This is a genomic window from Mesorhizobium sp. AR02, from assembly GCF_024746835.1.
GTDB lineage: Bacteria > Pseudomonadota > Alphaproteobacteria > Rhizobiales > Rhizobiaceae > Mesorhizobium.
Genome location: NZ_CP080531.1, coordinates 2,435,649 through 2,461,674, shown reverse-complemented (window position 1 = coordinate 2,461,674; position 26,026 = coordinate 2,435,649). Strand labels below are relative to the sequence as shown.

Here is a 26,026-nt window from a genome sequence, read left to right as displayed (position 1 = left end):
CCAGGCTGCCGAATCGGCTATGCTGTCCACATGAATGATCTGAGCACCATCCTTTCCGAGCCCGTCGCAAGGCTTGGCGCCTCGACAATCACGCTTGGCCACGCGCTGGCCTTGGGCGCCGTGCTGTTTCTCGGCCTGTTCGTGATGCTGGTCATCGCGCTATGGCGGTCGGCCAAGGCGCGCGAGGTCGCTGCCGCGGAAGCCGCCGACCATGCCCGCGACGCCGAGGCACGGATGGCCGGCATATTGCAAAGCCAGGCCGAAATGCAGGGCCGCATGGGCGCCATCGCCGAAGTGTTCGGAGCGCGCCAGGCGGAACTGACGCAGTCGATCGGCCAGCGGCTCGACGCCATGACCGGCCGCCTCGGCCAGACCATGACCGAGCAGACCAAATCCACGCATGAGAGCCTGGCCAAACTGCAGGAGCGGCTGGCGATCATCGATGTCGCGCAAGGCAACATCCAGTCGCTCGCCGGCCAGGTCGTGCAGCTGCAGGCGATCCTCTCCAACAAACAGACGCGCGGCGCCTTCGGTCAATCGCGTATGGAGGCGATCGTCGCCGACGGCCTGCCGCATGGCGCCTATGAATTCCAGGCGACACTGTCGAATGGCAGCCGGCCGGACTGCCTGGTCAAGATGCCGAACTGCGCGCCGTCGCTTGCCATCGACGCCAAATTTCCGCTGGAAGCCTGGAATGCCATCCGCGCCGCCGATGGCGCCGACCTGCAGAAGGTCGCCTCGCAGGCGTTCCGCCGTGACATCGAGATCCATGTCCGCGATATCTCGGAAAAATACCTGATCCAGGGCGAGACGCAGGACACCGCCTTCATGTTCGTGCCGTCGGAATCGGTCTTCGCCGAAATCCACGAGAATTTCGAGGCGATCGTCCACAAGGCGCACCGCGCCCGCGTCGTCATCGTCTCGCCGTCGCTATTGATGCTGTCGATCCAGGTCATCCAGGCGATCCTCAAGGATGCCCGCATGCGCGAACAGGCGCATCTGATCCAGGGCGAGGTGATCCGGCTGATGGAGGATGTCGAGCGCGTCGACGAACGGGTGCGCAAGCTGCAGGTCCATTTCGGCCAGTCGGCCAAGGACATCGACGATATCCTCGTCTCGACATCGAAGGTGACCAAGCGCGGCCAGAAGATCGAGGCGCTGGAGTTCGGCGTGCAGCCAGAAGGCGATGCCGCCCCGGAGACACCGTCACGGGCACCGGCCGCGAAACTCGAGCCCGGCCCGCGTGTTGCCGATTCAAAGACCGGCCAGCTCAGGCTGCGGGTCGTCGAAGGCGACGACTAGCGGGCAATTCCACCTAGGCCACGGCCACGATGACGTGCGCCTGAATTTTAGCGGCAACCGCACCGCTGCCATGTCTGGCCGCAATCGCGGCTGCGGCATAGTCCGTTGCAGCGTCGAGTTTGCCCGGATCCCGGCCCTCGATTTCGGTGCGAAGAACGGTTCCCTGGCAATAGGCAACGGCCGGAATGCGCGGCGAGGGCGCACGGCTTTGTTTGGCTCTCGTCTCGATCGCCACACCCGAGAAACCTGCCTCCTCAAGGTCTCTGCGGATCAATGCCGTATCGTGGTAGCCGTGCGGCGTGCGGGCGAGAAAGCGTGGCGGATCGTTCGGAAAAATCCTGGCCAGGGCATTGGTCACATCATCGGCAAACACATTCTCTTCGATGCGATCCCAAACATTGAACAGAAAATGTCCGCCGGGCTTCAGCACCCGCTTTGCTTCGCGGTAGGCGGAGGGGCGGCTGGGAAAGAACATCGCGCCGAACTGGCAGCAAACGAGATCGAAGGCCGCATCTTCAAAGGGCAGCGCCATGGCATCAGCCTGGCGCCATTGGATGCGACTGTCGGGCGCTTGACACGAAGCGGCGTAGTCGAGCATCGGCTGGTTGAGGTCGGTCACGACATAGCTTGCGTCAGGGGATAGTTTTGGCGCCAAGGCGCGGGTGACGACCCCGGTGCCCGCGGCGACTTCCAGGACGGCGCTGGGCGAGAAGGACGCGGCTCTGCGTGCAAGGTCCGTGGCGAACGGCTCGAAAATCAACGGCACCATATAGCGGTCGTAATTTTCCGGGATCGAACCGGCAAACAATTTGTCCGTTTCCAACATCGCGATCACCCGCCCGTTTGATGCGAGCGAGGCTAGCACATAATTGTGTGTCCTGGGCGGCTTTCGACCCAAGAGAGGGGGCTACTGCTCCTCCACGATGCTTATGCCCTCGAATTCCGGAAGCCAGTGCAGAGCCGATCGGTGCCACTTCTGTTGTGTCGGGACCAAATCCTCGCGTTGCCGCGCGGTCCCCGCCCTGATCCCATAGACTTTCGGGCCGTCGCCAACCGACGTCGCGTAAAGATGCGAACCGCAGTCGCCGCAAAAGGCCTGGGCGCGCTTGGCGCCGCTCGATCCGGTCTTGATATAGATCTTTGGCATGCCCCTGGTGATCCGGTAGTGATCCTCAGGCGCGGGAACGGTGACGCGAAAGGCCGTGCCGGTCAGTTGCTGACAGTCCGTGCAGTGGCAGATCGAGGTCTTTTCCGGATCGACCTCCGCTTCATAGGTGATGGCGCCGCAATGGCACCCGCCATCGATCTTCATGCTTGCTCCTCCGAAATCCACCGACCGATCTTAGCGGGACCAGGTGGTGGGGCCAACAGTGCAGTGCTGGTCCAGGACTACTCGGACGCGGCTTCGATCAGCTTGCGCCGCTGCTCCCAGGTGCCCGTCGTCTGCGGCTTGACGAACAGCCGCGTGATCTCCGGCATCTCCTTTTTCAGCCGGGCCTCGATGCGCTCGACACAGGCCTCGATCTCCGGCGCCGTTAGATGGTCCTCGAACTCGATGCTCAAGCCGGCGACGATCTCCTGCGGCCCCATGTGGACGGTCAGCACGCCGTTCGCCCGCTGCACCGCCGGGTCTTGCTGGGCGATCGCCAGCACCTTTTTCTGCACCTCGGGTGAGGCCGGCTCGCCGATGAGCAGCCCCTTGCTTTCGCGGGCGAGGAAGATCGCCGTTGCGCCGAGGATCAGCGCGATGCCGATCGAGGCGGCGCCGTCGAGCTCCGGCATCTCCAGCAGCTCCGCCGCCAATATGCCGGCAAAGGCGACGATCAGGCCGAGGAGCGCCGCACTGTCCTCGAACAGCACGGTATAGACGCTCGGGTCCTTGCTTGATTGCAACGCTTGCAGCCAACCCTGCTTGCCCTTCTCTCGGCGGAATTCCTTCAGCGCCACCATCCAGGAGGTGCCTTCGAACAGGAAGGACAGGCCGAGAACGATATAGTTCACCTTGACGTTGGCGACCGGCTCCGGCGCCATGATGTGGACGATGCCCTCGTAGAACGACACGCCGGCACCCAGCGCGAAGACCAGCAGGGCAACGATGAAGCTCCAGAAATAGAGTTCGCGGCCGTGGCCGAGCGGATGCGTACGGTCGGCCGGGCGCGCGGCACGGTGCATGCCGTAGAGCAGCAGGCCGCCATTGCCGGTATCGACCAGCGAGTGCACGCCTTCCGACAACATTGCCGAGCTGCCGGTGAAGAAGGCGGCGGCGAATTTGGTCAGCGCGATGGCCATATTGCCGGCCAGCGCCGCGTAGATAACCGTTTTCGAGCCGCCATGCCCGGCCATGCAGTCTTGTCCCCTTCAGGATGCCCATTGTAACGGCCCTGCCGCCGAAGCTCCACAGGCAGCACAACGCGCGAACCGTCCAGCCGTTCAGACGGTTGAAGACTTATGGACAGGAACGCCTTCTATTCGACGATCTCGTCGGTCCACACCTTGAAGCCGGTAAGTGTCCCTGGTCCGAAAATATGGGTCAGCGGCACATCCGCCGCGTCACGGCCGGAGGCGATCAGGATGCGCCCGATCCGCGGTGCATTGTTGCGCGGGTCGAAGACATGCCAGCGGCCGCCGAGATAGACTTCCATCCAGGCAGCGAAATCCATGCTCGACCACGGCCTCGGCATGCCGATATCGCTGATGTAGCCGGTGCAGTAACGCGTCGGGATGTTGAGTGCCCGGCAGAAGGTGACGGCGAGATGCGCGAAGTCACGGCACACGCCGCTCTGCTCGCGATAGGCTTCCGCGGCGGTGCGCGTCGGCCGCGCGTTGCCGTAATTGAAGACGATATGGTTGTGGACGAAATCGCACACCGCCTGCACGCGCGGGATGCCGAGCGGCGTATGGCCGAACAGCCGCCACGCCTCACTGGCCAGAAGGTCGCTTTCGCAAAACCGGCTGGGCAGCAAAAACAGCAGCGTGTCCGCCGGCAGGTCGCGCACCTCGTGCTGCCAGGCCATCAGGTCGCCCATTTCGAAAGTGCCGGGCGCGCGGATTACCGCATCGGTGCCGAATGTGAATCGGCCGGGCGGAGCAACGAAGCGGTTGCACCAATTGCCGAAACTGTCGCGGTAACTCTCGATCGGCACCGGCGGATTCGAGGTCAAAAAATCCGGGCGCTCGAGATCGGAGGCGCGGGAATAGTGGACATTGAGCATCGCGATAAGCGGCGTTTCCTGCGGGAAGTCGAAACTCATCTCGCAGCCGATGTGGATCCGCATTGTTGTCCTGACCGGCCTGCCTGACGATCACCCGGCGAAGGCGCGGGTCGATGCTGCAGTGCGAAGATGAAGAATGGCACGGACCGGGATGGTTTACGAGCAAATTAGAAACCGGTTGAAAGCCGTCTACCGGCAGTCGCGACAGGCGCGCTGCCCCCTTGCAGCAAAGCGTTTCTCTTGTTTCACTCTGCATCCCGCAACTGGAGGAACGAATCATGGCTAAAGGTGCGATGAAGGCAGGCAAGGAAGCCCGCAAGCCGAAGAAGGATGCCAAGAAGCCGGCACCCGCTCCCGCCCTGAAGGCGCCGCCGGTCAAGGCGATGCGCATCAAGGAAAAGTAGGCCTCGGCAAGTCAGGCGCGGCGAAATCCCACCGGCGGCGTCAGACAATGTCGCCGGGTTGATCGGGCGTTTGGACAATCCTATATTTGTGGCGCGGGGACGCCCCCGCGCTTCCCCGAAAATTCGGTCGGGACGACCCGCCACTATGATCAGCATCTGAGGATCGGATTCCGTCTCCGGCCCCATGCTGGATGGAGCGTTCCCGATGTCATGGATTCTTCTGTTTTTCGCCGGTCTGTTCGAAATCGGCTGGGCGATCGGCCTCAAATACACTGATGGCTTCTCGAAACTGGTGCCGACGGTCCTCACCGTCGCCTCGATGATCGTCAGCCTTACTTTGCTTGGCCTGGCGCTGAAGGCGCTTCCCGTCGGCACCGCCTATGCGGTGTGGACCGGCATCGGCACCGTCGGCACGGCGCTGCTCGGCATCTGGCTGCTCGGCGAGCCCGCAACCGCGATCCGACTTGCCTGCATCGCGCTGATTGTCTGCGGCATTATGGGGCTGAAGTTCGCGGCTTGAATGCGTCCAAGAGTCGGCCCCTCGGACTTGGCCCGAGGGCGCGGCCGCTGGCGCGACCTGCCTCGGAGAGGCTCAAAGCCTTGCTTTCACGCAAACGCCCTCAGGGCCGCTGCAAGGCGACCCTGATTCCAAATTTCGAAGCTTGGCCGCTAAGGCGTTAGCGGGCTGAGAAGCCTGGAGGCGTTCTGCCGGTGCGCTGCTTGCGCGCCGCATAGCGTGCGTCGCGTTTTGCTTTGCGTTCGGCTTCGTCGGCCAGCAAACGGGCGATGCGCTCGTTCTCTTCGGCTTCCTTGATCTTCGCTTCGGCCTGTGCCGCCTCTTCGGCCGCAATGCGTGCCGCTTCGGCCGCTGCCTCGCGTTCGGCCTTCTCGACCGCCTCGCGTGCCAGCTTTTCCTGCTTCAGCCTTGCCTTTTCAGCTTCGCGAATCTCGCGGGCCTCGAGGATTGCCTTGCGTTCGGCCTGTCGTGCCACGACTGCAGGATCGTCTGCCGCCGGCTTCGACTTGAAGCGCTCCAGAAGCGCCTTCTTTGCCTCGTTCGCGGCATTGCGCCGCTCGAAAATGTCTTTTTCCCTGTAGATAGCCAAGTCCACTTCCCTGAAGTCAATTCGCGAGGCTTACATACGCGCGAATGCCGAGAGTTCAAGCGCCAAAACGGTATGCCAGCCATGAAATTCCGCGATGTTGCAGCCGGGAGACGCCTTTCCCTTGGAAATCGACATGCACTGTTCACCGCTAGCCCCTCTGGCGGCAAGACGGGTCGCTCGCTACCTCTAGCGCTAAAAACCAACACCAGGATGACATCACATGGAACTCGGTCTCTACACTTTTGCCGACGTCAGCCCACAGCCCGGCCCCGGCGCCATCGGCCCGCACGAGCGGCTGCGCAACCTGATCGAGGAGGTCGAACTGGCCGACCAGGTCGGCCTCGACGTCTTCGGTCTCGGCGAACATCACCGGCCCGATTATGCCGCCTCAGCGCCGGTCGTGGCCCTGGCGGCGGCTGCCGAGCGCTCGAAACGCATCAAGCTGACCAGCGCGGTCACCGTACTCTCCTCGGACGATCCGGTGCGCGTGTTCCAGCAGTTCGCCACGCTGGATCTTCTGTCGGGCGGCCGTGCCGAGATCATGGCCGGGCGCGGTTCGTTCATCGAATCCTTCCCGCTGTTCGGCTACAATCTCGAGGACTATGACGAGCTCTTCGCCGAAAAGCTCGACCTGCTGCTCGCCATCCGCGATCAGGTGAAGGTCACCTGGTCCGGCAATCTGCGTGCACCGATCAACGATCGCGGCGTCTATCCCCGACCCTTCCAGGACAGGCTGCCGGTCTGGATCGCCATTGGTGGGACGCCACAGTCCGCCGCCCGCGCGGGCGCGCTCGGCCTGCCGTTGGCGCTTGCCATCATCGGCGGCGAGCCGGCACGCTTCGCGCCGCTGTTCGACCTTTACCGCGAAGCCGCCAAACGCGCCGGCAGTGATCCGGCCGGTCTCGCCACCAGCATCAACGTGCACGGCTTCATTGCCGAGACGACCGAGCAGGCGGCCGACGATTTCTACGGTCCGCAGGCCGAGGTGATGAACCGCATCGGCCGTGAGCGTGGCTGGGGCCCGACATCGCGGGCGCATTTCGACCAGTCGCGTGGTCCCAACGGCGCGCTGTTCGTCGGCAGTCCGGAGCAGGTGGCCGAGAAGATCGTTGCCCAGCACAGGATCTTCAACAATGACCGCTTTCTGCTGCAGATGGCGATCGGCACCATGCCGCACGCCAAGATCATGAAGGCGATCGAGCTCTACGGCACGAGAGTGGCGCCGATCGTGCGCAAGGAAACCGCGAAATCCGCTCCGGCGGTGGCTGCGCCCGTCGCCTGAAGCAATTGCAGGAAAAGTGTGAAACGGTTTTCCGTCCGCATTGCGCAAAACAAGAGGTAGAGCGGCGGGCTCGTCCCGCCGCTACACATTTATGGGCTGCCGGCGGCCTTCATAAACTCCGCATGATGGATTTCGGTCGCTTCGTCCGCCGGGAACATGCATTCGATGCGCAGTTCCTGGGCGGCGACGGTTTGCGGCGTGCCTACTGTGGTGACCATCGAGAAGTAGTTGAGAACCCGGTCCTCCTTGATGAAACTAAGCGGAATGGTCGGCATGAAGCCGATCACCACGGGGTTCTTCCACTCACTTTTCGCGTCCGGATAGGCCAGCAGCTCCGCCAGCAATGCCTTTGTCTTGTCGTCGACGACGCGGCCAATGGATTCACGATAGACACGCTCGAACAGACTGCGTGCCACGTCGGGCCAATTGGCGACGAACGGGCGCATGCCCTGGGGATCGAACATCAGGTGCAGCATGTTGCGCGGTCCCTGGCGGGCGGCCATGTCGATGAAGCAGCCGAAAAAGCGCGGCGCCGCATCGTTGGTCATCAGCACGTTCCAGTAGCGATCCATGACCAAGGCCGGGAAGGGCTCGTGCTGTTGCAACATGCGCTTCAGGGCTTTGGTCACACCCGTCATCTCGGCTGAGTCCCACGCACCTTCGGAAAACATCGGCGCGTAGCCTGCCGCCAGCAGCAAATTGTTGCGGTCGCGCAAGGGGATGTCGAGCGCCTGGGCGATGGCCATCAAGGTCTGGCGGCCGGGAACGCTGCGGCCGCTTTCGACGAAGCTGATCTGCTTTTGCGAAATCCCGGTATCGAGCGACAGGTCGAGCTGGCTTCGGCCACGCAGATCACGCCAGTGGCGCAGAAGCACGCCGAGGTTCGGCGTCATGTTCGTCTTGAGATCGGCCGATTTCATGGGGTCCTCGCAATCCACCTGCACCATACATGGCGATCGGACAGCGCATGAAGCCGACATCGCATGGATCGCGTCAGCCAATCCATGCGATGTCGATTGGTTCAGGCCGCCGCGGACCACAGCTGCGGCTGAAAACGGTCCTCGATCGGCGTGCCAGCCATATTGGTGGTGGTTGCCGCCATGGTGGAAATGCCGATACCGGTCACGACTTCCAGGATCTGGGCCTTCGAATAGCCCGCCGATGTAAACGCGTCGATATCGGCGTCGCTCACGTTTCCCCTGGTCTCGATCAGCGCCTTTGTCAGTGCCGACAGCGCCGCATATCTGGGATCGCTCGGCAGCCTGCCCGCCCGGATCGCCAAGACTTCGCTCTCGGCGATCCCGTCTTCGATGGCGAACGTCGAATGGGCGGCAACGGTCCAGGGGCATTTGATCGTGACGGCGTTGGTCAGCAGCAGCACCTGCTTTTCGATCTCGTCGAAGCTGCCACCGTGAAAGCTGCCGAAGCTGCCGGCGAATCCATTGAGAAGAACCGGATTGTTCGCCATCGTCGCCATCACATTCGGAAGAAAACCAAATCGCTCTGCCAAGGCTTTCAGCGTCGGCCTGGATTGTTCCGGCGCAGACTCGATCGTCTGAAGGGTGAATCTCTGCATTGTAACATCCTCTTGCAAGATCAGTTTCTGATTGCACGCACACCTTCGCGGATGCCCTACGACAGTGTTGCATCGCGAAAGTCCCCATCCACTAAGCCCCTCGAAGGCATGGTCTCAATTACATGCGGTGTAATATTTCGATCGAAGCGCTGCCCAACCGCTGATTTCCTGCTGCCATCCGGCCCGGCTTCGAAGCCGGCTCATGGAACCCGCGCCCGGAGTCTGCGTTTTCATCCAGGTAATTGCCGCGCTGAGGGGCGCGGGCTTGAGGGCGACCATGAAAACCGAACCCGCCGTTTTGGGCGCAGGCGTTGCCGAGGCCGAAGAGTCGCGCGAGGTGGCACGCGCCGACACGCATCTGATGCGCTCGCTTCTGGTCGGCATCTTCATTTTCATGACCATCTACGCCCTCTACTTCGCCCGCGCCTTCTTCATGCCGGTCATCCTGGCCTTCCTGCTGGCGCTGACATTGACGCCGATCGTGCGGCTGCTGCGCAAACGCGGCATTCCCGAAGTGGTGTCGGCAACCTTGCTGGTGCTCTTGTCCATCTGCGTCTTCGCCAGCGCCGGCTATTTGCTCTCGGGCCCGGTTATCGACCTCCTCAACAACACCTCGTCGATCGGCCAGCAGCTCACCGAGCGGCTGGCGCAATTGCGGCGTCCGCTGGAAAGAATCATGCAGGTCTCGCATCAGATCGAGCAAATGACCGAGACCTCGCAGGAGCCGGGCATCCAGAAGGTGGCGGTCGCCCAGTCCGGCATCCTGTCGGCGGCCGCCAGCAACATCCTGTCGGCGGGAACGAGCCTCACCATCATCTTCGTGCTGTCGCTGTTCCTGCTCGCCTCGGGCACGATGTTCTACGAGAAGATCATCCAGTCCTTCGCCAGCCTCAGCGAGAAGAAGCGGGCGCTGCGCGTCGTCTATGACGTCGAGCGCGAAATCTCGCACTATCTGCTCACCGTCACCATCATCAATGCCGGCCTCGGCACGGTCATCGGCATTGGCCTGTGGGCGCTCGGCATGCCCAACCCGCTGGTCTGGGGCGTCGCCGCGGCATTGTTAAACTTCCTGCCCTATGTCGGCGCGCTGTTGACCATCGTGCTGGTCGCGGTGATGGCACTGATCAGCTTCGACACCATTTCCTACGCGCTGCTGGCGCCGGCCTTCGTGCTGTTGTGTGACATTGTCGAAGGCCAGTTCGTGACACCGATGGTGGTCGGCAGGCGCCTGGAGATCAACGCCGTGGCGATCTTCATCGCCATTGCGTTCTGGTCGTGGCTGTGGGGTTTCGTCGGCGCGCTGATGGCGGTGCCGCTGCTGGTCGTCATCAAGGTGTTCTGCGACCATTTCGAGGGGCTCGACCATGTCGGCAATTTCCTCGCCGCGCAGCAAACCGCCGTGGTGGAGGACGAACCCGTCGAGGAGAACGGCAAGGCCGCGGCGTAACCGGCGGGCCGTGTTTGCGGCACCCGGATCGAATGCCTATATCCGGCCGGACAATGGCCGGTGCCGCTTCCTGATGAACGACGTTTCCTTCGATCTCGACGCCTATCTCGCTCGCATCGGTTACGCCGGTCCGCGGGACACATCGCTGGATACACTGAAGGCGCTGCATTTCCTCCACCCGCAGACGATCCCGTTCGAGAACATCGATCCTTTTCTTGGCCGGCCGGTCCGGCTCGACCTTGCCGCTCTGCAGGACAAGATCGTCCTTGGCGGGCGTGGCGGTTATTGCTTCGAACACAACCTCCTCCTCATGCACGCGCTGAAGGCGCTTGGCTTTCAAGTCGGCGGTCTGGCCGCGCGTGTGCTTTGGGGCCAACCCGAAGACGCCATCACCGCGCGCAGCCACATGCTGCTGCGCGTCGAGCTTGATGGTCGGACCTATGTCGCCGACGTCGGCTTCGGCGGCCTGACCCTGACGGCGCCACTGCTGCTGGAGCCCGGCGCGGAACAGAAAACCCCACACGAGACATTCCGTCTCGTCGAGGTGGACGATCATTTCCGGCTTCAGGCCTCAATCGGCGGCGATTGGCGTTCGCTCTATCGCTTCGACCTGCAGCCACAATATGAGGTCGACTATTCCGTCACCAACTACTTCCTGTCGACCAATCCGACATCGCATTTCCTCTCCTCCGTCATAGCGGCACGCGCTACGCCCGACCGGCGTTACGCGTTGCGCGGCAACCGCCTGTCGATCCATCACCTTGGCGGCCGCACCGAGCAGACAGAGATAGTCACCGCCGCCCAACTCGCCGACACGCTGGAAGGCCAGCTCGGCATCATCATTCCCGACCGCACGGCCTTCGAGGCCAAAGTGCGTGAGAAGAAGATCGTGGAGACCAACGCATGACCGAACTGTCCGTTCTTGACCTGTCGCCGATCGTCGAAGGCAGCAATGCCTCGCAGTCGCTAGCCAATTCGCTCGATCTTGCCCGCCATGCCGAGCGGCTGGGCTACAAGCGCTACTGGCTGGCCGAGCATCACAACATGCCGGGCATTGCGAGCGCCGCCACATCCGTGGTCATCGCCCATGTCGCCGGCGGCACCAGGACCATTCGCGTCGGCGCCGGCGGCATCATGCTGCCCAACCATGCGCCGCTGGTCATCGCCGAGCAGTTTGGCACGCTGGCCGCCCTGTTTCCCGGCCGCATCGATCTCGGCCTTGGCCGGGCACCCGGCACCGACATGAACACCGCGCGCGCCTTGCGCCGCAACCTCGAGGCCGGCGTCGACAATTTTCCGCAGGATGTCGTCGAGCTGATGGGCTATTTCCTGCCGGCCGAGGAAGGCCAGCGCCTCAGGGCCGTGCCCGGCGAAGGCCAGAGCGTGCCGATCTGGATCCTTGGCTCCAGCCTTTATGGCGCGCAGCTCGCCGCCATGCTCGGCCTGCCCTATGCCTTCGCCTCGCATTTCGCGCCGGCCGAGCTCGACCACGCACTGGACATCTACCGCTCGCGCTTCCAGCCGTCGGAACAGCTCGACAAGCCGCATGTCATGCTCGGCCTCAATGTCTTTGCCGCACCCACCGACGCCGAGGCGCGTCTGCTGTTCACCTCCCTGCAGCAGGCCTTCGTCAATCTGCGTACCGGCCGGCCGGGACGATTGCCGCCGCCGGTCGAGAACTATGACAGGGATCTCGACCCGATGGCCAAAACCATGCTCGGCCAGGCGCTGTCCTGCGCCGTCGTCGGCTCTCCCGAAACGGTCCGTCAGGGCATCGATGCCTTCGTGCGCCGCACCGGCGCCGATGAGCTGATGGTCACCGCGCAGATCTTCGATCACGCCGCTCGTGTGCGCTCCTTCGAGATCCTGGCGGATGCGCACAAATCGCTGTCGCAGGCGGCCTGACGTTTGTGTCTCGCCGGGTCCTTTTGCCGGTAGCGATGCTCTGCTAAGTGCGGAGCCTCCAGAGGCAAGAGCGAGCTTTCCCGTGACACATGATCTTGACGCCCGCACGCAGTTTGCCATCGATCTGGCGCGGCGGGCGGGCGAACTCGGGCTCAAATATTTCCGCGATCTGGAAAGCCTGACCATCGAGAGCAAGGGCCATCAGGACCTGGTCTCGCAAGCCGACCGCGAGGTCGAGCTGTTCATCCGCGCGGCCATCGCAGCCGACTATCCGGAAGACGGCATCGTCGGCGAGGAACATGCCTCGGTCGCTGGCGCGACCGGCTATGTCTGGGTCATCGATCCCATCGACGGCACCGCCAATTTCGTGCGCGGCATTCCGGCCTGGTGCGTGGTGATCGCTTGCGCCCGGGACGGGGAGACGGTCGTCGGCGTCATTCACGAGCCATCGACCGGCGAAACCTTCCACGGCAGGCTCGGCGGCGGCGCCTTCGTCAACGGCAGGCCGATCAAGGCAAGCGCGGCGACCAGCCTGGAAGAGGGCTCGGTGGGGACCGGATTCTCGAACCGGGCCGAGGCCGAGAATATCGCCGTGCTGATCAGCAGTATCCTGGCCGAAGGCGGCGTCTTCTTCCGCAACGCGTCCGGCGCCCTGATGTTGGCCTATGTGGCCTCGGGCCGGCTGCTTGGCTATGTCGAAGAACATATGAACGCCTGGGACTGCCTGGCCGGCATGCTGTTGATCGAGGAGGCCGGCGGCACCGTTCTGAAGGCAGACCCAAAGACGGTGCTGCAGAGCGGAACACAGGTCATCACGGGCGGCAAGGGTGTCTTTTCGAAGCTGCAGGCGCTTTGTTCCAAGGTGTTCCCGGTTTAGAGCAATTCCAGGAAAAGTATGTAACGGTTTTCCCGGGAAAAAGCGCATAGCGCTTTCCCTTGGGAATTGCGTCAAAACAAAGAGTTAGAGCGGTTCGCCGTTTCCGTGAAACGGTGAACTGCTCTAGGCACTCGCGCTCTGCGCAATTGCCCCCAGCGGCCGACACGAGTTGCGGATCATCAACCGGCCCTTGAGCACGAGTTTGCGCGGTGGCGCATCCCGGTTGCCGGCGAGGCGGTCGAGCAGCAGATTGGCCGCCTGTTCGCCGATCGCCTGTACCGGCTGTGCCACGGTGGTCAGCTGCGGCTGGAACACGTCGGACCAGGGAAAATCATCGAAGCAGGCAACCGAAATATCTTCGGGGCAGGACAGGCCGATGTCGCGGATCGCCTTCATGGTGCCGATCACCATCGGGTTGTTGGCCGAGAAGATCGCGCTTGGCCGGTCATGCGACGAAAGCAGCTGCATGGTCGCGTTGTAGCCGTCGATCTCATGGAAATTGCCGGAGCGGACCAACTCCTCGGCCACCGGCAGGCCGGCGGCGTGAAGCGCCTCGCGATACCCGGTCATGCGGTCATGCATCGGCGAAATATCAGACGTGCCGGTGATGTAGCCTATGCGTCGATGGCCGAGATTGATCAGATAGGTGATGGCGTCGAACACCGCGCGCTGGTTGTCGAGCACCACCGTATCGGTGTCGACGCCGTCGCAGACGCGATCGAGAAGCACCACCGGCACATTGGCGTCGTCGACGATCCGCTTGAGGATGGCGCCATCGCCGACACGCGCCACGATCAGCCCGTCGACCATGCGGTCGAGCAGCAGCCGGATCTGGTCGTCTTGGGTGTTCAGATCCTCATCCGTGCAGCACAGCATGACGGCATAGCCAGCGCGGTCGAAGGCCTGCTGAATGACCGAGACGACATCGGTGAAGAACGGATTGGTGATGTGCGGCACGGTCAGCCCGATGGTGCGCGTCGTGCCCATCTTCAGGCTGCGGGCGATCGCATTGCGCTTGTAGCCGATATCGCGGATCGCCTGTTCGATGCGCTGGCTGAGTTCTGGGCTGACGGTCGCCGTGCCGTTGATCAGCGCCGACACGGTGGCGACCGAGACACGCGCGGCTTCGGCCACATGCAGCATGGTCGGCGCCGTCGATTTCCGCTGTCTCGTCCGCTTGGATGCTGCCATTTTCGAAACGTTTCGCCGGTGTTTGTTCGCTATACCTACGGAATATCAAGGTTTTTCGCAAGAATTGAAAAGGGTCAATCCTGCACTATCAGATGGTGGCTTGACAGCATCGAAACGTTTAGATTAGCGTTTGGATGAAATTGACGACGACGGAAGGGAGGCCGCCATTGTCATGGAGCACAGAGGTCCCATCGCCCATGGGCATGCCGCGGCGGCGGACCGTTCCGATGTCGTCCTGAGCGCCGAGCGCATTTCCAAGAGCTTCGGCGGCATTGCCGCTCTGGTCGATGTCGGCTTCGAATTGCGGCGTGGCGAGGTCCATGCCCTGATGGGCGAGAACGGCGCCGGCAAGTCGACGCTGATGAAGATCCTGTCCGGCGTCTACACCGGCTACGAAGGCACGGTCAGCGTCGATGGAAGGCCGGTCAGCTTCGCCGGCGTACGCGAGGCCGAGGATGCCGGCATCGCCATCATCCACCAGGAGCTCAACCTGGTGCCGGAACTCAGCGTCGCCGACAACATCTTCCTTGGACGCGAGAAACTGATCGCCGGGCTGATCGTCGACCGCAAGGCGAGCAGCCGTGCCGCGGGCGCCTTGCTGCAGCGGCTCGGCATCGAACTCGATCCTGAAGCCCGCGTCGGCGCCTTGCGCGTCGGCGAACAGCAGCTGGTCGAAATCGCCAAGGCGCTGTCGATGTCGGCGCGCATCCTGATCATGGATGAGCCGACCTCGGCACTGTCGCCGGCCGAATGCCAGCGGCTGTTCCGCATCATCCGCCAGCTTGCCGACAGCGGCGTCGCCATCGTCTACATCTCGCATCGCATCGACGAGGTCATGCATCTGGCCGGCCGCGTCACGGTGTTCCGTGACGGGCGCCACGTGTTGACGCGGCCGATGGCCGAGCTCGACGAGAATGCCATCATTTCGGCGATGGTCGGACGGGACCTGCTCGCATCCTCCCAAGACGAGCGGGAGCCCGACGGCCAAACCGTGCTTTCGGTCAGCAATCTGTCGCTGTCGAAGCCCGACCGCCATGGTTGGCGGCAGGTGATCGAAGGGGTCAGCTTCGATCTTGCCGCCGGTGAAATCCTCGGCATAGGCGGCCTTTTGGGCTCAGGCCGCACCGAGATCATGGAAGCGATCTTCGGCTCCAGCGACGGCCGGACCGGTGGCGAGATCCGGCTCGACGGCCTGCCCGTGAATATCCGCTCGCCCCGCGACGCCAGGCGGCTGGGCATCGCGCTGGTCACCGAGGACCGCAAGACGCAAGGCCTGCATCTGCAGGCCTCGATCACGGACAATGTGGCACTGCCGCTGGTCGGGTCTCTGGCACGCTTCGGCATCCGCTCGCTGGCCGGCGAACAGGGGCTGGCGCGACAGGCGGTCAAGGCACTCGGCATCCGTTGCCGGGACATCGACCAGCCCGCCGGCACGCTGTCGGGCGGCAACCAGCAGAAGGTCGTCATCGGCAAGTGGCTGGCGACGAGGCCACGGGTGCTGTTGCTCGACGAGCCGACGCGCGGCATCGATGTCGGTGCCAAGCGCGAGATCTACGACCTCATCTTCCAGCTGGCGCGCGATGGGCTCGCCATCGCCGTCATCAGTTCCGAATTGCCGGAATTGCTGCATCTTTCGGATCGCATCCTGGTGATGGCTGATGGCCGCCAGACCGGCATTCTTTCCCGCGACGCCGCGAGCGAAGAGGCCATCATGCGCCTCGCCGCCCCGCGCCGGACCCTATCGAGACCAGCCGCATGACTGCCCTGAAACTCCTGTCCCGCACAAAACTCTATTGGGGCCTGATCGCCATCTTCCTGATCGGCGTGCTGGGCTCGCCGGTGAGCTCGAAGGGCAACAACATCTTCCTGTCCTATGGCAATCTGCTCGACGTGCTGCGCCAGGTGTCGACCACCGGGCTGATCGCCACCGGCATGACGGCGGTGATCATCACTGGCGGCATCGACCTCTCCGTCGGCTCGCTGATGGCTATCTGCTCGGTGGTCTGCGCCATGCTGCTGACGGTTCCGGGCGTGACGCCAGGTGTCGTACTGGGCGTGCCGACCGTCGCGCTGGTGGCGCTTTGCCTCGGCTTCGTCGTCACCCGCTTCATCTTCCTCAATCTCGAAAAATCCCGGGCCGGCCCCGACGCAGCCGCGCGCGATGCCCGGGTGGACAATGTTCGTGGCCTGGTCACGCCGGCCATCGTCGGCGTGGTCCTGTGCTGTCTTTCCCTGTGGTATCTGCTGCCGCAGATCGAACCCAAATTCGGCGTGCTCGGCGTGCTGCTGGTGGCGCCCTGCGTCGGCCTGCTGTTCGGCGCCATCAATGGCTTCATCATCGTTGCCGGGCGGCTGCAGCCCTTCATCGTCACCCTGGCGATGATGGTGACGGCACTCGGCATCGCCAGGCTCACCGCCGGGCAGAACAATGCCGTGCTGCCGGTCTACACCGGCTCGAACGCCACCGCCGATTTCGAGATGCTGCGCTCACTGGTGTTCGGCGTCATCCCGATGCCCGGCCTGTTCTTCCTCGGTGCTATCCTGATCTACGGCGCGGTGCTGCGCTTCACGCCGTTCGGCCGCTACGTCTATGCCATCGGCGGCAATGAGGAGGCGGCCCGGCTTTCCGGCATCGCCGCCGGCCGCGTCAAGATCGCCACCTATGCCATCTCCGGCCTGCTCGCCGGCATCGCCGCGGTGCTCTATGTGGCCCAGTACCGGCAAGGCAAGCCCGATGCCGGCGCCGGGCTGGAGCTCGACGCCATCGCTGCCGTGGTCATCGGCGGCACCAGCCTGATGGGCGGACGCGGCAGCCTGACCGGCACGTTCTGCGGCGTGCTGATCTTCGGGCTGCTCTCCAACATATTGCAGCTCCACAACATCAATTCGAACCTTCAGCTGGTGCTGAAGGGGATGATCATCATCGGCACCGTGCTCGTGCAGGAGCGCAATGCCGGTGATCTCCTGGCCTATCTGCGCCTGCCCGGCGGGCTAGCGGCGCGCAAGGAAACGGCCGCGGCAAAGCGGCCGTCGCAAGAGACCCCGTCTCTCAATCTCGGAGGAAACAAGAAATGAAACGACGTGACATGCTGAAGCTTGCCGCAATTGGCGCGGCACTGCTGACCACCACCGCGCTTCTGACGACCGGCAACGCCTTCGCCCAGGACAAGAAGTGGAAGATCGGCTTCTCGCAGGTGACCACCATCGAGCCCTGGCGCGCCCAGTTCAACAAGGACATCATTGCCGAAGCCGCCAAGCATCCTGAGGTCGAGTTGATCATCACCGACGGCGAGGACAAGACCGAGAAGCAGGTCGCCGACGTCGAGAACCTGATCCGTCAGGAGGTCGACGCGCTTTTGGTGTCGCCGAAGGAATCCGCCGGCCTGACCGGCGTCGTGCAGCAGGCGATCGACGCCAAGATCCCGGTCTTCGTGCTCGACCGCAATGTCGACACCAAGGACTTCACGCAGTTCGTCGGCGGTGACAACAAGCTGATCGGCCGCGCGGCTGGCGAATATGCCGTCGAACTGCTCGGCGGCAAGGGCAAGGCATCAGGCAATGTCGTCGAGATCTGGGGCGGCATGGGCACCCAGCCGGCGCATGACCGCCATGACGGCTTCCACGAATTCACCGACAAGGAACCGGGCATCAAATATCTGCTCGACCAGCAGTCGGGCGACTGGAAGCAGGACCAGGCCTACAATTTGATGGCCAACGCGCTGAAAACCAACGAGAAGATCGATCTCGTTTACGGCCACAACGACCCGATGGCCTACGGCGCCTATCTCGCCGCCAAGGATGTCGGCCGCGAGAAGGACATCAAGTTCATCGGCATTGACGGCCTGCCCAACGAAGGCGTGCAAATGGTGAACAAGGGCGAGCTGACGGCGACCTTCACCTATGTCACCCCCGGCGCCGAAGGCCTGCGTCAGGCGATCAAGTTCCTCAACGGCGAGAAGGTCGAAAAGACCATCACCTTGCCGACCGAGAAGATCACCAAGGAAAACGCCGCCCAGGTGCTGAAGGACAACGGCCTCTGAGTTTTCGCCGGAGATAAGTGCCGACCCAAGGTCCAGGTTCTTCGTCCCAGGGACAGCTTGGCACCCTTCCTCTCCCCCGTCGATCGGGGGAGAGGTGTCGAGCGCAGCTCGACGGAGTGGGGGTCGACCCTTGGCGCGGTGCAGGAAGATTCTTGCGCCCTGGTGCGCTTTCAATATCCGTTGGCGGCGGTTGCCAGGTGGTTCCCCACTCCGTCGCTGCTTCGCAGCGCCACCTCTCCCCTTTCTGGAGGGAGAGGAAAGGACCTCGCCGCCGCACCTACGCCAGCTTCGCCAGCAGCTTCGTGAAGGTGGCGATCTCCTTGGCCGAGAGCGGCGCCAGCGTTTCCCTGGTGATCTCGCGCGCCAGCGGGATCAGGCGTTCGATCGCGTCGCGACCCTCGGGGGTCAAATTGACCAGCAGCCGCCTTTTGTCGACCTCATGCTTGGAAAGCTCGACCAGGCCGCGCGCCTTCAGCCGGTCGATCACACCTTTCACCGTCGCCGCATCCATCGCGATCAACGTGCCGAGCTGGTTCTGCGAGGTCTCGCCGACATCGCGCAGCTTGGCCAGCGCGGCGAATTGCGGTGGCGTCAGGTCGCCGATATGGGCGGCGAAGATCGAGACATGGCGCTGATGCGCCTTGCGCAGGATGAAGCCGACCTGCTCCTGCAGGAGGTAATCCTGATCGTCCGGCGCCTCGACTTCGACCAGCTTGAGCTCCTCGCCGCTCACCGCAGCCCGTCCCAGGCCTTGATGTCGGCTGCCGCCAACCCGCCCATGCGGTTGTGAACCCGCGGCCCGCAGGTCATGGCCAGACAAAAAAGAATCTCGTCGGGGCGCGGACCGTCGCTGATGCCGACTTCCATGGCGTCGAAATGGCTGCGCACATAGGCTGCGTTGATGTGGCCGAGCGGCACGTCGAGCTTCGAGCCGAAGGCGCCGACCTTCTTGGCCGAGGGCACGATCGCCTTGGCATCGCCGAGCCGCTCGCGCATGGCGTAGCCGCCAGGCACATGCCAGAGCGCGCCGTGCTCCAGTTCACCCGCAATGCCGACAATGGCGCCCTTGCCATAGCCGTCGATCTGTTTGACGTCACCGCCCAACGCGGCGATGAGCTTGTCGGAAAGCAGCAGGCCGAGTGGCTTCAGATCGTCCATGGCGCTCTGCAAATCCTCGACATAGCGCCCGGCGAACGGGTTCCTGACCACGGCCATGGCCGCCGCACGCCGGCGCGGCACCTCGGCCACCGGACCGCCCTCGTGAAAGATCTCTTCGCTCAGCACCGCGACCTTGCGGATCGGGAACTCAGGCATGGGCAACTTCCTCCCTCGAATTTTTGTTGGGCGCGGAAAGCGCCACGGAACCACTGATGCGGGCCTCACCGCCAAGAAACAGCGCCGATGCGGCAATCAGACCGCGCCGGCGAAAATCTTCGGCGACGGCAAGGCCATTGTCCAGCGCCCGCGCCACTTCGCCAAGTGCAAGCGTACCGACGCCTTGCGTCACCAACCGCGCGCCGAGATCGCTGTCGGGCGACAGTTCGCGTGCGGGAATGCGCTTGATGGCGGGATTGCCGGGCAGGTCTACCGCGTTGGCAATAAGCGTCGCCGCCGCATCGGCCTCAGCGCCGGTCCGCGCCAGCACAGTGACGGCGTCGGCAATGCCGAGTGAAAACGAGCGGCCGCGCCAACCGCTGGTGGCGACGCCACCAACGCCATCTTCCGCGCGAATGGTGATCCGGTCGGCCATGCCGTTGCCGGTGCCGGCGACCGCCAGACCGATCGATCGGCCCATGCCGATGTGAAGGGCGCTGTCGCCACCATTGTTGACATAGGCCCGATCGAGCTTGCGGCCGGCAAGCAGCGCGGCAAGCATTTCGTCGGCTACCGATCCGGCAACGGCGGCCATTGGTGTTATGAAACATTCCGCCAAAGGCATGACGGCGGCTTCCATGCGGCGCGCCGTCGGTCCGGCAAAGGTGCGTGGCGCCAGGAAAAACGCTGGGAGCCGCAATTCGGGAAGCTCCTCGACCAACTCGATCAGGATCGTCTGGAAGCGCGTGACGGCCTGGGCGTAGGCGGCACGACACTCATCCGCCTCGCCAAAGGCCTCGACGATCAGATCGATCGGCCCATGGTTGAGATGCAGCCGCTTGCCGTCCTGCAGCCAATGCGCTTGCGGGCCGTCCATCATCCAGTCCCGTTCGAAGCGGCCCGGCGCAACTGCGCCAGCGGCGGCCAGGGATTGCTGGGCGCGGCACCGGTGCCGCTGCGTGCATTGAGGTATTCGCCGCCCTTGGCGACGATATCCTCGACACTGCGGATCTCGGCTTCGTAGCCGCCGAGCCTGATATAGTCGTCGCGGCGCAAGGTGAATTCGATAGGTGCCACCAGCGCCGGCGTCGGCACATAGCCGAAGGCGCCTTCCGGCACCCGCGTGACATCGACCATCAGCGTGATGCCGCCGCCCGGCCAGACATAGACCGGCGCGCCGCCGACCGTCACATAGGTCTTCAAGCCCTGCACCGAGCGGGTGAGATTGACCGGGTTTTCGGTGACGCCGGCGCGCAGCGAGCCGCCGGCGCCGCCGATGAACAGGACGGTGCACAAAGCCGGCTCGCAATTGTCCTCGATCAGGTTCACGGATTTCTGCAGCCGCTCCGGAAACGGTTTTTCCACCGGCTTCAATTCGTCATCGAGCTCGTAATAGGCAAACTGTTCGCCGGTGGTCGAAACCATCAGCAGCGACAGGCCCGGCCGCGCACCCTTCTTGGCGTTCCACTCACCGAGGATCGACAACGGGTCGGAGATGCTGGTGCCGCCCCAGCCGAGGCCGGGCTCGGAAACTTTGAAATAGCGGCCCGGCGTCGAACGGCGGCCGATGATTTTGATCCCGGTGTCCTGCCAGCCCAGCACCTTGCCGGCCTGGTGTTCGGAAACCACGCCGGTGATGTGGTCGTCGACCACCACCACCTCGTCGACCAGCCCGCGCCATTGCGTGGCGAACATGCCGATGGTCGCTGAGCCGCAGCCGACGCGCATGCGGTGTTCCTGCTTGCCGTCGATGACAGGTGGTTTGCCGGCTTCGACGATGATGGTGGCGCCGCCGTCGATGGTCAGTTCCACCGGCTTGCGGTTGCACAGATTGAGCAGCGCGTCGCAGGTCGCCCGGCCTTCCGACTTGGAGCCGCCGGTCAGATGATGGACGCCGCCCAGCGACAGCATCTGCGAGCCATATTCGCCTGTTGTGACATGGCCGATCGCCTCGCCCTGCGACCGCACGATTGCCGTTTCGGGTCCGAGATGACGGTCGGTATCGATCTTCACCTTGACGCCGCAGTACGAGAAAATGCCTTCGGTGACGACAGTGACGAGATCGACGCCCTCGACCTCCTGGCTGACGATGAACGGCGCCGGCTTGTAGTCGGGATAGGTGGTGCCGGCGCCGATGGCCGTGACGAAGCGGCGGCCGGTGTTGACCAGTTCGCCGTCCCATGCCTCGCCCTCGGCGACGAAGGGCACGATTACCGCGCCGGTCTCGGCCGCATGGTCGAGAATGGTCAGCGGGTCCATGCGCACGATGCGGCCGCCGGCATTGCCATAGCGGTCGCAGGCGCCGGTGCGGCCATCGGCGATGTAGCACATGACGGGGCAGGCATCGCAGCGGATCTTCTCCGCCACCTGCTTCTCGCCGGGATCATGGGTCTCAAAACGCTCGGCAAGCTCGCTCATGCGCGCGCCTCCTTTTCGCGGATGGCGGCGCGGATACGCGTCGGCGTCGCCGGAACCTTGGTGATGAGCACGCCGGTGGCGTGGCGGATGGCGTTGAGGATCGCTGGCGCCGTTGGGATCAGCACATGCTCGCCCAGCCCCTTGGCGCCGAACGGGCCCTCGGGGTCGGGAACCTCGACCAGTATGGTCTCGATCGGCGGCACGTCGCCGATGGTCGGGATGAGATAATCGTGCAGGTTTTCGGTGCGGCCGGGAATGTATTCTTCCATCAGCGCCATGCCGATGCCTTGCGCGATGCCGCCCTCGATCTGGCCCTCGACCAGCAGCGGGTTGATCGCCTTGCCGACATCGTGCGCGGCCGTGATTTTCAGCAGCTTCACCGTGCCGAGCTTGAGGTCGACCTCGAGCTCGGCGATCTGCGCGCCGTAGCCATAGAGGGCATAGGGTTTGCCCTGGCCCTTGGCATCGAGCGGCAGCGTCGGCGGATCATAGGTTTCCTCGGCGCGGAAGACGAAGCCATCGGCATCCAAGTCGAGCGAGGCGAGATCGATGCGGCGCGCGGCGTCACCCTCGCGGATGACGATCGCGGAGCCATCCAGCTGCAGGGAGGCCTTATCCGAGACATTGGCGAACCGCAGGATTTTTTCGCGCAAGGCGCGGCCAGCCTTTTCGGCCGCCTTGCCGGTGACAAAAGTCTGGCGCGAGGCCGAGGTCTTGCCGGCGTCCGGGCTGATCGCCGTATCGGCGCTCTTCAGCCGGAATCTTTCCAGCGGCAGGCCAAGTGCATCGGCGCAGATCTGGGTGATGACGGTGTTCGAGCCTTGGCCGATATCGACGGCACCCTGGTGCAGGATGACGTCACCCGAAGCCACGATGCCGACGCGGATGGTCGACGGGTTGGGCAGTGAGGTGTTGCCGCAGCCATACCAGCAGGACGCCACGCCGACGCCACGCTTTCTGTCTTTGTTGGCAACGTTGAAAGCATCCGCATCGGCCGTCGCGCGCGCCCAATGCGGCCGCAGGGATTCAAGACACTCGGCAATGCCGACGCCGGAGTCCAGTCGCTGTCCGGTAACCGTTTCGGAGCCGTTCCGAAGGCAGTTTTTTAAGCGAAAATCGAGCCGATCGATGCCGAGCTTGCCAGCCAGCTCATCATACAGCGTCTCCTGCATGATCGTCGCCTGCGGCACGCCAAAGCCACGGAAGGCGCCGGAGATCGGACCGTGGGTGTGGATGGCGCGGCCCTCGGCGCGGTAGTTTGGCGTCGCATAGGGGCCGGATGCATGCACCGGCACGCGGTTGGCCACGGTCGGTCCCCAACTGGCATAGGCGCCGGTGTTGAAATCGCCGGCAAAGATCATGCCGGTGACATGGCCGTCGGCATCGGCGCCGATGGTCGCCTTCATCTCGGCCGGGTGTCGCTTGGTCGTCGACATCATCGATTCGTTGCGCGTGTAGGCGAGCGCCGCCGGTCTACCGGTCTTCAGCGCCACGAGGCCGATCAGCGGCTGCAGCGAGACATCGAGCTTGGAGCCGAAGCCGCCACCGGTCGCGGTCGGCACGATGCGCACCTTGTCGACGGCAAGGCCGAGCACCTTCGCCGTATCGTCGCGGTCCATATAGGGCGCCTGGGTACAGGCAACGACGACCAGCGTGTCGCCATCCATATAGGCATGGCCGGCCTCGGGCTCGATATAGGCATGCTCGACATAGGAGGTGTCGATCGCGCCGGAAACCGTGACGGCGGCGGCGGCAAGGGCCGCCTCGGGATCGCCGCGTTCGACAAAGCCGGAGGTCAACAGGTTGGCTGGTCGGTTGTCATGGATCAGTGCCGCCCCTTCGGCCTGTGCTTCGCAAGGCTGCAGCAAATGCGGCAACTCGGTCCAGCGCACCGGGAAATCCGACAGGTCGAGATCGAGCATCGCCTCGCGCTCGCCGGCGACGAGTGCCACCGCCTCGCCGCGCAGGCGCGCAAACCCTTCGGCCAGCGCCGGCTGGTCGGCGAAAGGGCCGATCACGCCAAAACAGTTTTTGCCCGGAATGTCGGCCGCGGTGAAGACACCGGCGATGCCGGGATGCGCCTTGGTCCAGCCGTCGAGATCGCCGAAGGCGAAGCCGGCGTGATAATGCGGCGAGCGGACCACCAGCACCGCCAGCGCATTGGCCGGGAAGGAATCGCCGCCGAATTTTTCGCCGCCTGTGACCTTCGGCAGGCCGTCGAGCCTGACTGGTGACGCGCCAACGGCGTGGCCGGACTGGGGCAGGCAGAAATCGAGGCTTGCTGCCTGCTGAGAAGCCTCCATCACCGCCGCGATGATCTTCCGGTAGCCGGTGCAGCGGCACAAAATACCGCCCAGCGCATCCTGCACCTCGGTCTCGGTCGGCTTGGGCTTCGTATCCAGCAGTGCTGTCGCCGCGACCAGCAGCGCCGGCGTGCAGATGCCGCACTGCGCCGCGCCATGCGCCAGGAAAGAGGCCTGCAATGCCGACAGCCGGCCATTGGCGAGCCCTTCGACTGTCGTCACCGATGCGCCAGCGGCTGAGGCCGCCGACATCAGGCAGGCGCAGACGGGATCGCCATCGACCAGCACCGTACAGGCGCCGCAATCGCCGGCGTCGCAGCCAACCTTGGTGCCGGTCAACTGCAATTCATCGCGCAGCACCTGGGACAGCCGGCGCAGCGGTGGCACATTGACCGAAACGGCCGCGCCATTGACCGCGAAGGCAATGTCGGCGCGTTCAGGGCCGAGGCCAGGTGGAATGCCGCCCAGATCGAGCAGAGCTTCATCCACCTCAGGCAGAACCTGGCTCATGCTGCCACCATGTGGTCGTTTGTTGGCCCGGCGGCCATCAGCACGGTCCGGCCAACGATCTCGCGCACCGCATCCAGCCGGTATTCGGCGCTGCCGCGCACATCGGCGATCGGCGACAGTTCCGTCATCGGTGTGGACTGGATCGCGGCAGCAAGCCCGCCATCCGCAGGCAACCCGCGTATCGCGGCTTCGACGCCGGCAAGGCGCTTGGCGACAGCCGAACATGATCCCACGGCAATCGCCGCTTCAACGACAGTGTCGTTCTCAACGACCAGACGCGCCGCCACCATGGCAATGGAAATGACGAGGTAGCGCCGAGCACCGAGCTTGACGAAGGCGGACGTGCCGCTCGCGGCAGGTTTCGGCACGCGGATGGCCGTCACCATTTCGCCAGGCTGCATGGCCGTGCGGCGGTTGCCGAGAATGAAATCCGGCAAGGGTAGATGGCGCGTCGTCGTTGCCGAACGCAGCTCGACCTCGGCATCGAGCACGAGCAGGCCCGGTACACCATCGGCGGCAGGCGAGGCATTGCAGAGATTGCCGGCGACGGAAGCGACGTTCTGGATCTGCGGCGAGCCGACCTCGCGCGCGGCCTGTTTCAGCGCGTCGAAGGCTGGCGGCAAGGGATAGTGGATGATGTCAGTCCATGTCGTGCGCGCGCCGATGACAAAATGGTCATCCGTCTCGGCGATGCCACGCAGCGCCGCGAGGCCGTTGATGTCGAGGACATTGTCGCGGAACGGTTTCGCGCCCTGCGCCGGATAGAAATCCGTGCCGCCGGCAAGAACGCGCCAGGCGCCCTCGCCAAGCAGCGCGAGCGCCTCGTCGACCGTGGTGGGTTTCGCGTAACGGATCACGCTTTGCCTTCCCAGAGATGGGGCCTTCCCCGAAATTGGCCCTCCCAAGGCGTTTACCCCGGGATCGTCTTGCCGGTTTCTGACCGGAAATTCATTCGTATGCAAATGATATCAAGCCCGTGGAAATTGTCAAAGCCAGAGTTTGGGCTGTCGTCCTGGCCGGGGCGCATGCAACGAGATTGTTACGCCTTCGGAGGTTGACGCGGCCGGCCATCTGGTCAAGTTTCTGCCTCCGGTCGCGTTCGCGGCATCTTTCTACTGGAGCCTGAGCCCAACGCAGAG

25 protein-coding genes are annotated in these 26,026 nt (G+C 63.9%); 11 read left to right on the top strand and 14 right to left on the bottom strand.

Going from position 1 to position 26,026, the window contains the following annotated elements; translation table 11 throughout:
• The first annotated feature begins 30 nt into the window (after positions 1-30).
• On the top strand, positions 31-1,302 hold the full coding sequence (locus DBIPINDM_RS15895; RefSeq protein ID WP_258588134.1) for a DNA recombination protein RmuC: 1,272 nt from the start codon (positions 31-33) through the stop codon (positions 1,300-1,302).
• Between the two features lie 13 nt (positions 1,303-1,315).
• On the opposite strand, the gene DBIPINDM_RS15890 is transcribed toward DBIPINDM_RS15895, so the two are convergent.
• From DBIPINDM_RS15890 to DBIPINDM_RS15875, 4 genes are all read right to left on the bottom strand, one after another.
• Positions 1,316-2,128, bottom strand: a complete 813-nt coding sequence (locus tag DBIPINDM_RS15890; protein WP_258588133.1) for a class I SAM-dependent methyltransferase — start codon at positions 2,126-2,128, stop codon at positions 1,316-1,318.
• A gap of 81 nt (positions 2,129-2,209) precedes the next feature.
• The gene (locus DBIPINDM_RS15885) at positions 2,210-2,614 is read right to left on the bottom strand and encodes a GFA family protein (protein ID WP_258588132.1); all 405 of its coding nucleotides are present in this window, start codon (positions 2,612-2,614) and stop codon (positions 2,210-2,212) included.
• A gap of 77 nt (positions 2,615-2,691) precedes the next feature.
• A complete protein-coding gene (locus tag DBIPINDM_RS15880) occupies positions 2,692-3,645 on the bottom strand; it encodes a cation diffusion facilitator family transporter (RefSeq protein ID WP_258588131.1) in 954 nt (317 codons plus the stop codon).
• A 122-nt stretch (positions 3,646-3,767) separates the two neighbouring features.
• Entirely contained in the window at positions 3,768-4,577 is an 810-nt protein-coding gene (locus tag DBIPINDM_RS15875; RefSeq protein WP_258588130.1) for a transglutaminase-like domain-containing protein, read from the bottom strand.
• A 215-nt stretch (positions 4,578-4,792) separates the two neighbouring features.
• Here DBIPINDM_RS15875 and DBIPINDM_RS15870 point away from each other — a divergent pair, with 215 nt between their 5' ends.
• Both DBIPINDM_RS15870 and sugE read left to right on the top strand, forming a co-directional pair.
• A complete protein-coding gene (locus DBIPINDM_RS15870) occupies positions 4,793-4,918 on the top strand; it encodes a hypothetical protein (RefSeq protein WP_013891842.1) in 126 nt (41 codons plus the stop codon).
• Between the two features lie 205 nt (positions 4,919-5,123).
• Entirely contained in the window at positions 5,124-5,438 is a 315-nt protein-coding gene (gene sugE, locus DBIPINDM_RS15865) for a quaternary ammonium compound efflux SMR transporter SugE (protein WP_064990686.1), read from the top strand.
• A 157-nt stretch (positions 5,439-5,595) separates the two neighbouring features.
• Here the strand turns inward: sugE and DBIPINDM_RS15860 are convergent, their stop codons facing one another.
• Positions 5,596-6,024 carry a DUF6481 family protein gene (locus DBIPINDM_RS15860; RefSeq protein WP_258588129.1) on the bottom strand — a complete coding sequence of 143 codons (429 nt, stop codon included), beginning with the start codon at positions 6,022-6,024 and terminating at the stop codon, positions 5,596-5,598.
• A gap of 220 nt (positions 6,025-6,244) precedes the next feature.
• Here DBIPINDM_RS15860 and DBIPINDM_RS15855 point away from each other — a divergent pair, with 220 nt between their 5' ends.
• Positions 6,245-7,306, top strand: a complete 1,062-nt coding sequence (locus DBIPINDM_RS15855; protein ID WP_258588128.1) for an LLM class flavin-dependent oxidoreductase — start codon at positions 6,245-6,247, stop codon at positions 7,304-7,306.
• A gap of 89 nt (positions 7,307-7,395) precedes the next feature.
• Here DBIPINDM_RS15855 and DBIPINDM_RS15850 read toward each other — a convergent pair whose 3' ends face one another.
• Together DBIPINDM_RS15850 and DBIPINDM_RS15845 are read right to left on the bottom strand one after the other, a co-directional pair.
• Positions 7,396-8,226 (bottom strand): helix-turn-helix domain-containing protein, encoded by an 831-nt coding sequence (locus tag DBIPINDM_RS15850; protein ID WP_258588127.1) that lies wholly within the window; start codon positions 8,224-8,226, stop codon positions 7,396-7,398.
• A gap of 101 nt (positions 8,227-8,327) precedes the next feature.
• Positions 8,328-8,882 (bottom strand): carboxymuconolactone decarboxylase family protein, encoded by a 555-nt coding sequence (locus tag DBIPINDM_RS15845; RefSeq protein WP_258588126.1) that lies wholly within the window; start codon positions 8,880-8,882, stop codon positions 8,328-8,330.
• Positions 8,883-9,159: 277 nt separating this feature from the next.
• Here DBIPINDM_RS15845 and DBIPINDM_RS15840 point away from each other — a divergent pair, with 277 nt between their 5' ends.
• From DBIPINDM_RS15840 to DBIPINDM_RS15825, 4 genes are all read left to right on the top strand, one after another.
• A complete protein-coding gene (locus DBIPINDM_RS15840) occupies positions 9,160-10,329 on the top strand; it encodes an AI-2E family transporter (protein WP_258588125.1) in 1,170 nt (389 codons plus the stop codon).
• A gap of 73 nt (positions 10,330-10,402) precedes the next feature.
• Positions 10,403-11,236 (top strand): arylamine N-acetyltransferase family protein, encoded by an 834-nt coding sequence (locus DBIPINDM_RS15835; protein WP_258588124.1) that lies wholly within the window; start codon positions 10,403-10,405, stop codon positions 11,234-11,236.
• Positions 11,233-12,234 (top strand): LLM class flavin-dependent oxidoreductase, encoded by a 1,002-nt coding sequence (locus tag DBIPINDM_RS15830; RefSeq protein WP_258588123.1) that lies wholly within the window; start codon positions 11,233-11,235, stop codon positions 12,232-12,234. The genes DBIPINDM_RS15835 and DBIPINDM_RS15830 overlap by 4 nt, the downstream gene beginning before the upstream one ends.
• Positions 12,235-12,316: 82 nt before the next feature.
• Positions 12,317-13,111, top strand: a complete 795-nt coding sequence (locus tag DBIPINDM_RS15825; RefSeq protein WP_258588122.1) for an inositol monophosphatase family protein — start codon at positions 12,317-12,319, stop codon at positions 13,109-13,111.
• 123 nt (positions 13,112-13,234) lie between these two features.
• Here DBIPINDM_RS15825 and DBIPINDM_RS15820 read toward each other — a convergent pair whose 3' ends face one another.
• Positions 13,235-14,254 (bottom strand): LacI family DNA-binding transcriptional regulator, encoded by a 1,020-nt coding sequence (locus DBIPINDM_RS15820; protein WP_258589284.1) that lies wholly within the window; start codon positions 14,252-14,254, stop codon positions 13,235-13,237.
• Between the two features lie 220 nt (positions 14,255-14,474).
• Here DBIPINDM_RS15820 and DBIPINDM_RS15815 point away from each other — a divergent pair, with 220 nt between their 5' ends.
• The 3 genes from DBIPINDM_RS15815 to DBIPINDM_RS15805 are packed head-to-tail and all read left to right on the top strand — an operon-like array spanning position 14,475 to position 18,342.
• Positions 14,475-16,061: a sugar ABC transporter ATP-binding protein gene (locus DBIPINDM_RS15815; RefSeq protein ID WP_258588121.1), complete on the top strand. Its 1,587-nt coding sequence runs from the start codon at positions 14,475-14,477 to the stop codon at positions 16,059-16,061.
• Entirely contained in the window at positions 16,058-17,377 is a 1,320-nt protein-coding gene (locus DBIPINDM_RS15810) for an ABC transporter permease (protein WP_258588120.1), read from the top strand. The genes DBIPINDM_RS15815 and DBIPINDM_RS15810 overlap by 4 nt, the downstream gene beginning before the upstream one ends.
• Positions 17,374-18,342 carry a substrate-binding domain-containing protein gene (locus DBIPINDM_RS15805; RefSeq protein ID WP_258588119.1) on the top strand — a complete coding sequence of 323 codons (969 nt, stop codon included), beginning with the start codon at positions 17,374-17,376 and terminating at the stop codon, positions 18,340-18,342. The genes DBIPINDM_RS15810 and DBIPINDM_RS15805 overlap by 4 nt, the downstream gene beginning before the upstream one ends.
• A gap of 277 nt (positions 18,343-18,619) precedes the next feature.
• Here the strand turns inward: DBIPINDM_RS15805 and DBIPINDM_RS15800 are convergent, their stop codons facing one another.
• From DBIPINDM_RS15800 to DBIPINDM_RS15775, 6 genes are read right to left on the bottom strand one after another with little or no spacing between them, the layout of a single operon-like run.
• Positions 18,620-19,075, bottom strand: coding sequence for a MarR family winged helix-turn-helix transcriptional regulator (locus DBIPINDM_RS15800; protein WP_258588118.1), 456 nt, complete (start codon positions 19,073-19,075; stop codon positions 18,620-18,622).
• Positions 19,072-19,656: an amino acid synthesis family protein gene (locus DBIPINDM_RS15795; RefSeq protein ID WP_258588117.1), complete on the bottom strand. Its 585-nt coding sequence runs from the start codon at positions 19,654-19,656 to the stop codon at positions 19,072-19,074. Before DBIPINDM_RS15795 ends, DBIPINDM_RS15800 begins: the two co-directional genes overlap by 4 nt.
• Positions 19,649-20,533 (bottom strand): UPF0280 family protein, encoded by an 885-nt coding sequence (locus DBIPINDM_RS15790; RefSeq protein WP_258588116.1) that lies wholly within the window; start codon positions 20,531-20,533, stop codon positions 19,649-19,651. The genes DBIPINDM_RS15795 and DBIPINDM_RS15790 overlap by 8 nt, the downstream gene beginning before the upstream one ends.
• Positions 20,533-22,074 (bottom strand): 6-hydroxynicotinate reductase, encoded by a 1,542-nt coding sequence (locus tag DBIPINDM_RS15785; RefSeq protein ID WP_258588115.1) that lies wholly within the window; start codon positions 22,072-22,074, stop codon positions 20,533-20,535. Before DBIPINDM_RS15785 ends, DBIPINDM_RS15790 begins: the two co-directional genes overlap by 1 nt.
• Positions 22,071-24,887 carry a molybdopterin-dependent oxidoreductase gene (locus DBIPINDM_RS15780; RefSeq protein ID WP_258588114.1) on the bottom strand — a complete coding sequence of 939 codons (2,817 nt, stop codon included), beginning with the start codon at positions 24,885-24,887 and terminating at the stop codon, positions 22,071-22,073. The genes DBIPINDM_RS15785 and DBIPINDM_RS15780 overlap by 4 nt, the downstream gene beginning before the upstream one ends.
• A complete protein-coding gene (locus tag DBIPINDM_RS15775) occupies positions 24,884-25,744 on the bottom strand; it encodes an FAD binding domain-containing protein (RefSeq protein ID WP_258588113.1) in 861 nt (286 codons plus the stop codon). The genes DBIPINDM_RS15780 and DBIPINDM_RS15775 overlap by 4 nt, the downstream gene beginning before the upstream one ends.
• Positions 25,745-26,026: the final 282 nt, after the last annotated feature.

What these genes read in the sequence shown, in the direction of transcription:
- DBIPINDM_RS15895 (WP_258588134.1), top strand. Translation starts at nt 31, where the DNA reads ATGAATGATCTGAGCACCATCCTTTCCGAGCCCGTCGCAAGGCTTGGC.
- DBIPINDM_RS15890 (WP_258588133.1), bottom strand. Translation starts at nt 2,128, where the DNA reads ATGTTGGAAACGGACAAATTGTTTGCCGGTTCGATCCCGGAAAATTAC.
- DBIPINDM_RS15885 (WP_258588132.1), bottom strand. Translation starts at nt 2,614, where the DNA reads ATGAAGATCGATGGCGGGTGCCATTGCGGCGCCATCACCTATGAAGCG.
- DBIPINDM_RS15880 (WP_258588131.1), bottom strand. Translation starts at nt 3,645, where the DNA reads ATGGCCGGGCATGGCGGCTCGAAAACGGTTATCTACGCGGCGCTGGCC.
- DBIPINDM_RS15875 (WP_258588130.1), bottom strand. Translation starts at nt 4,577, where the DNA reads ATGCGGATCCACATCGGCTGCGAGATGAGTTTCGACTTCCCGCAGGAA.
- DBIPINDM_RS15870 (WP_013891842.1), top strand. Translation starts at nt 4,793, where the DNA reads ATGGCTAAAGGTGCGATGAAGGCAGGCAAGGAAGCCCGCAAGCCGAAG.
- sugE (WP_064990686.1), top strand. Translation starts at nt 5,124, where the DNA reads ATGTCATGGATTCTTCTGTTTTTCGCCGGTCTGTTCGAAATCGGCTGG.
- DBIPINDM_RS15855 (WP_258588128.1), top strand. Translation starts at nt 6,245, where the DNA reads ATGGAACTCGGTCTCTACACTTTTGCCGACGTCAGCCCACAGCCCGGC.
- DBIPINDM_RS15850 (WP_258588127.1), bottom strand. Translation starts at nt 8,226, where the DNA reads ATGAAATCGGCCGATCTCAAGACGAACATGACGCCGAACCTCGGCGTG.
- DBIPINDM_RS15845 (WP_258588126.1), bottom strand. Translation starts at nt 8,882, where the DNA reads ATGCAGAGATTCACCCTTCAGACGATCGAGTCTGCGCCGGAACAATCC.
- DBIPINDM_RS15840 (WP_258588125.1), top strand. Translation starts at nt 9,160, where the DNA reads ATGAAAACCGAACCCGCCGTTTTGGGCGCAGGCGTTGCCGAGGCCGAA.
- DBIPINDM_RS15835 (WP_258588124.1), top strand. Translation starts at nt 10,403, where the DNA reads ATGAACGACGTTTCCTTCGATCTCGACGCCTATCTCGCTCGCATCGGT.
- DBIPINDM_RS15830 (WP_258588123.1), top strand. Translation starts at nt 11,233, where the DNA reads ATGACCGAACTGTCCGTTCTTGACCTGTCGCCGATCGTCGAAGGCAGC.
- DBIPINDM_RS15820 (WP_258589284.1), bottom strand. Translation starts at nt 14,254, where the DNA reads ATGCTGCATGTGGCCGAAGCCGCGCGTGTCTCGGTCGCCACCGTGTCG.
- DBIPINDM_RS15815 (WP_258588121.1), top strand. Translation starts at nt 14,475, where the DNA reads ATGGAGCACAGAGGTCCCATCGCCCATGGGCATGCCGCGGCGGCGGAC.
- DBIPINDM_RS15810 (WP_258588120.1), top strand. Translation starts at nt 16,058, where the DNA reads ATGACTGCCCTGAAACTCCTGTCCCGCACAAAACTCTATTGGGGCCTG.
- DBIPINDM_RS15805 (WP_258588119.1), top strand. Translation starts at nt 17,374, where the DNA reads ATGAAACGACGTGACATGCTGAAGCTTGCCGCAATTGGCGCGGCACTG.
- DBIPINDM_RS15795 (WP_258588117.1), bottom strand. Translation starts at nt 19,656, where the DNA reads ATGCCTGAGTTCCCGATCCGCAAGGTCGCGGTGCTGAGCGAAGAGATC.
- DBIPINDM_RS15790 (WP_258588116.1), bottom strand. Translation starts at nt 20,533, where the DNA reads ATGGACGGCCCGCAAGCGCATTGGCTGCAGGACGGCAAGCGGCTGCAT.
- DBIPINDM_RS15785 (WP_258588115.1), bottom strand. Translation starts at nt 22,074, where the DNA reads ATGAGCGAGCTTGCCGAGCGTTTTGAGACCCATGATCCCGGCGAGAAG.
- DBIPINDM_RS15780 (WP_258588114.1), bottom strand. Translation starts at nt 24,887, where the DNA reads ATGAGCCAGGTTCTGCCTGAGGTGGATGAAGCTCTGCTCGATCTGGGC.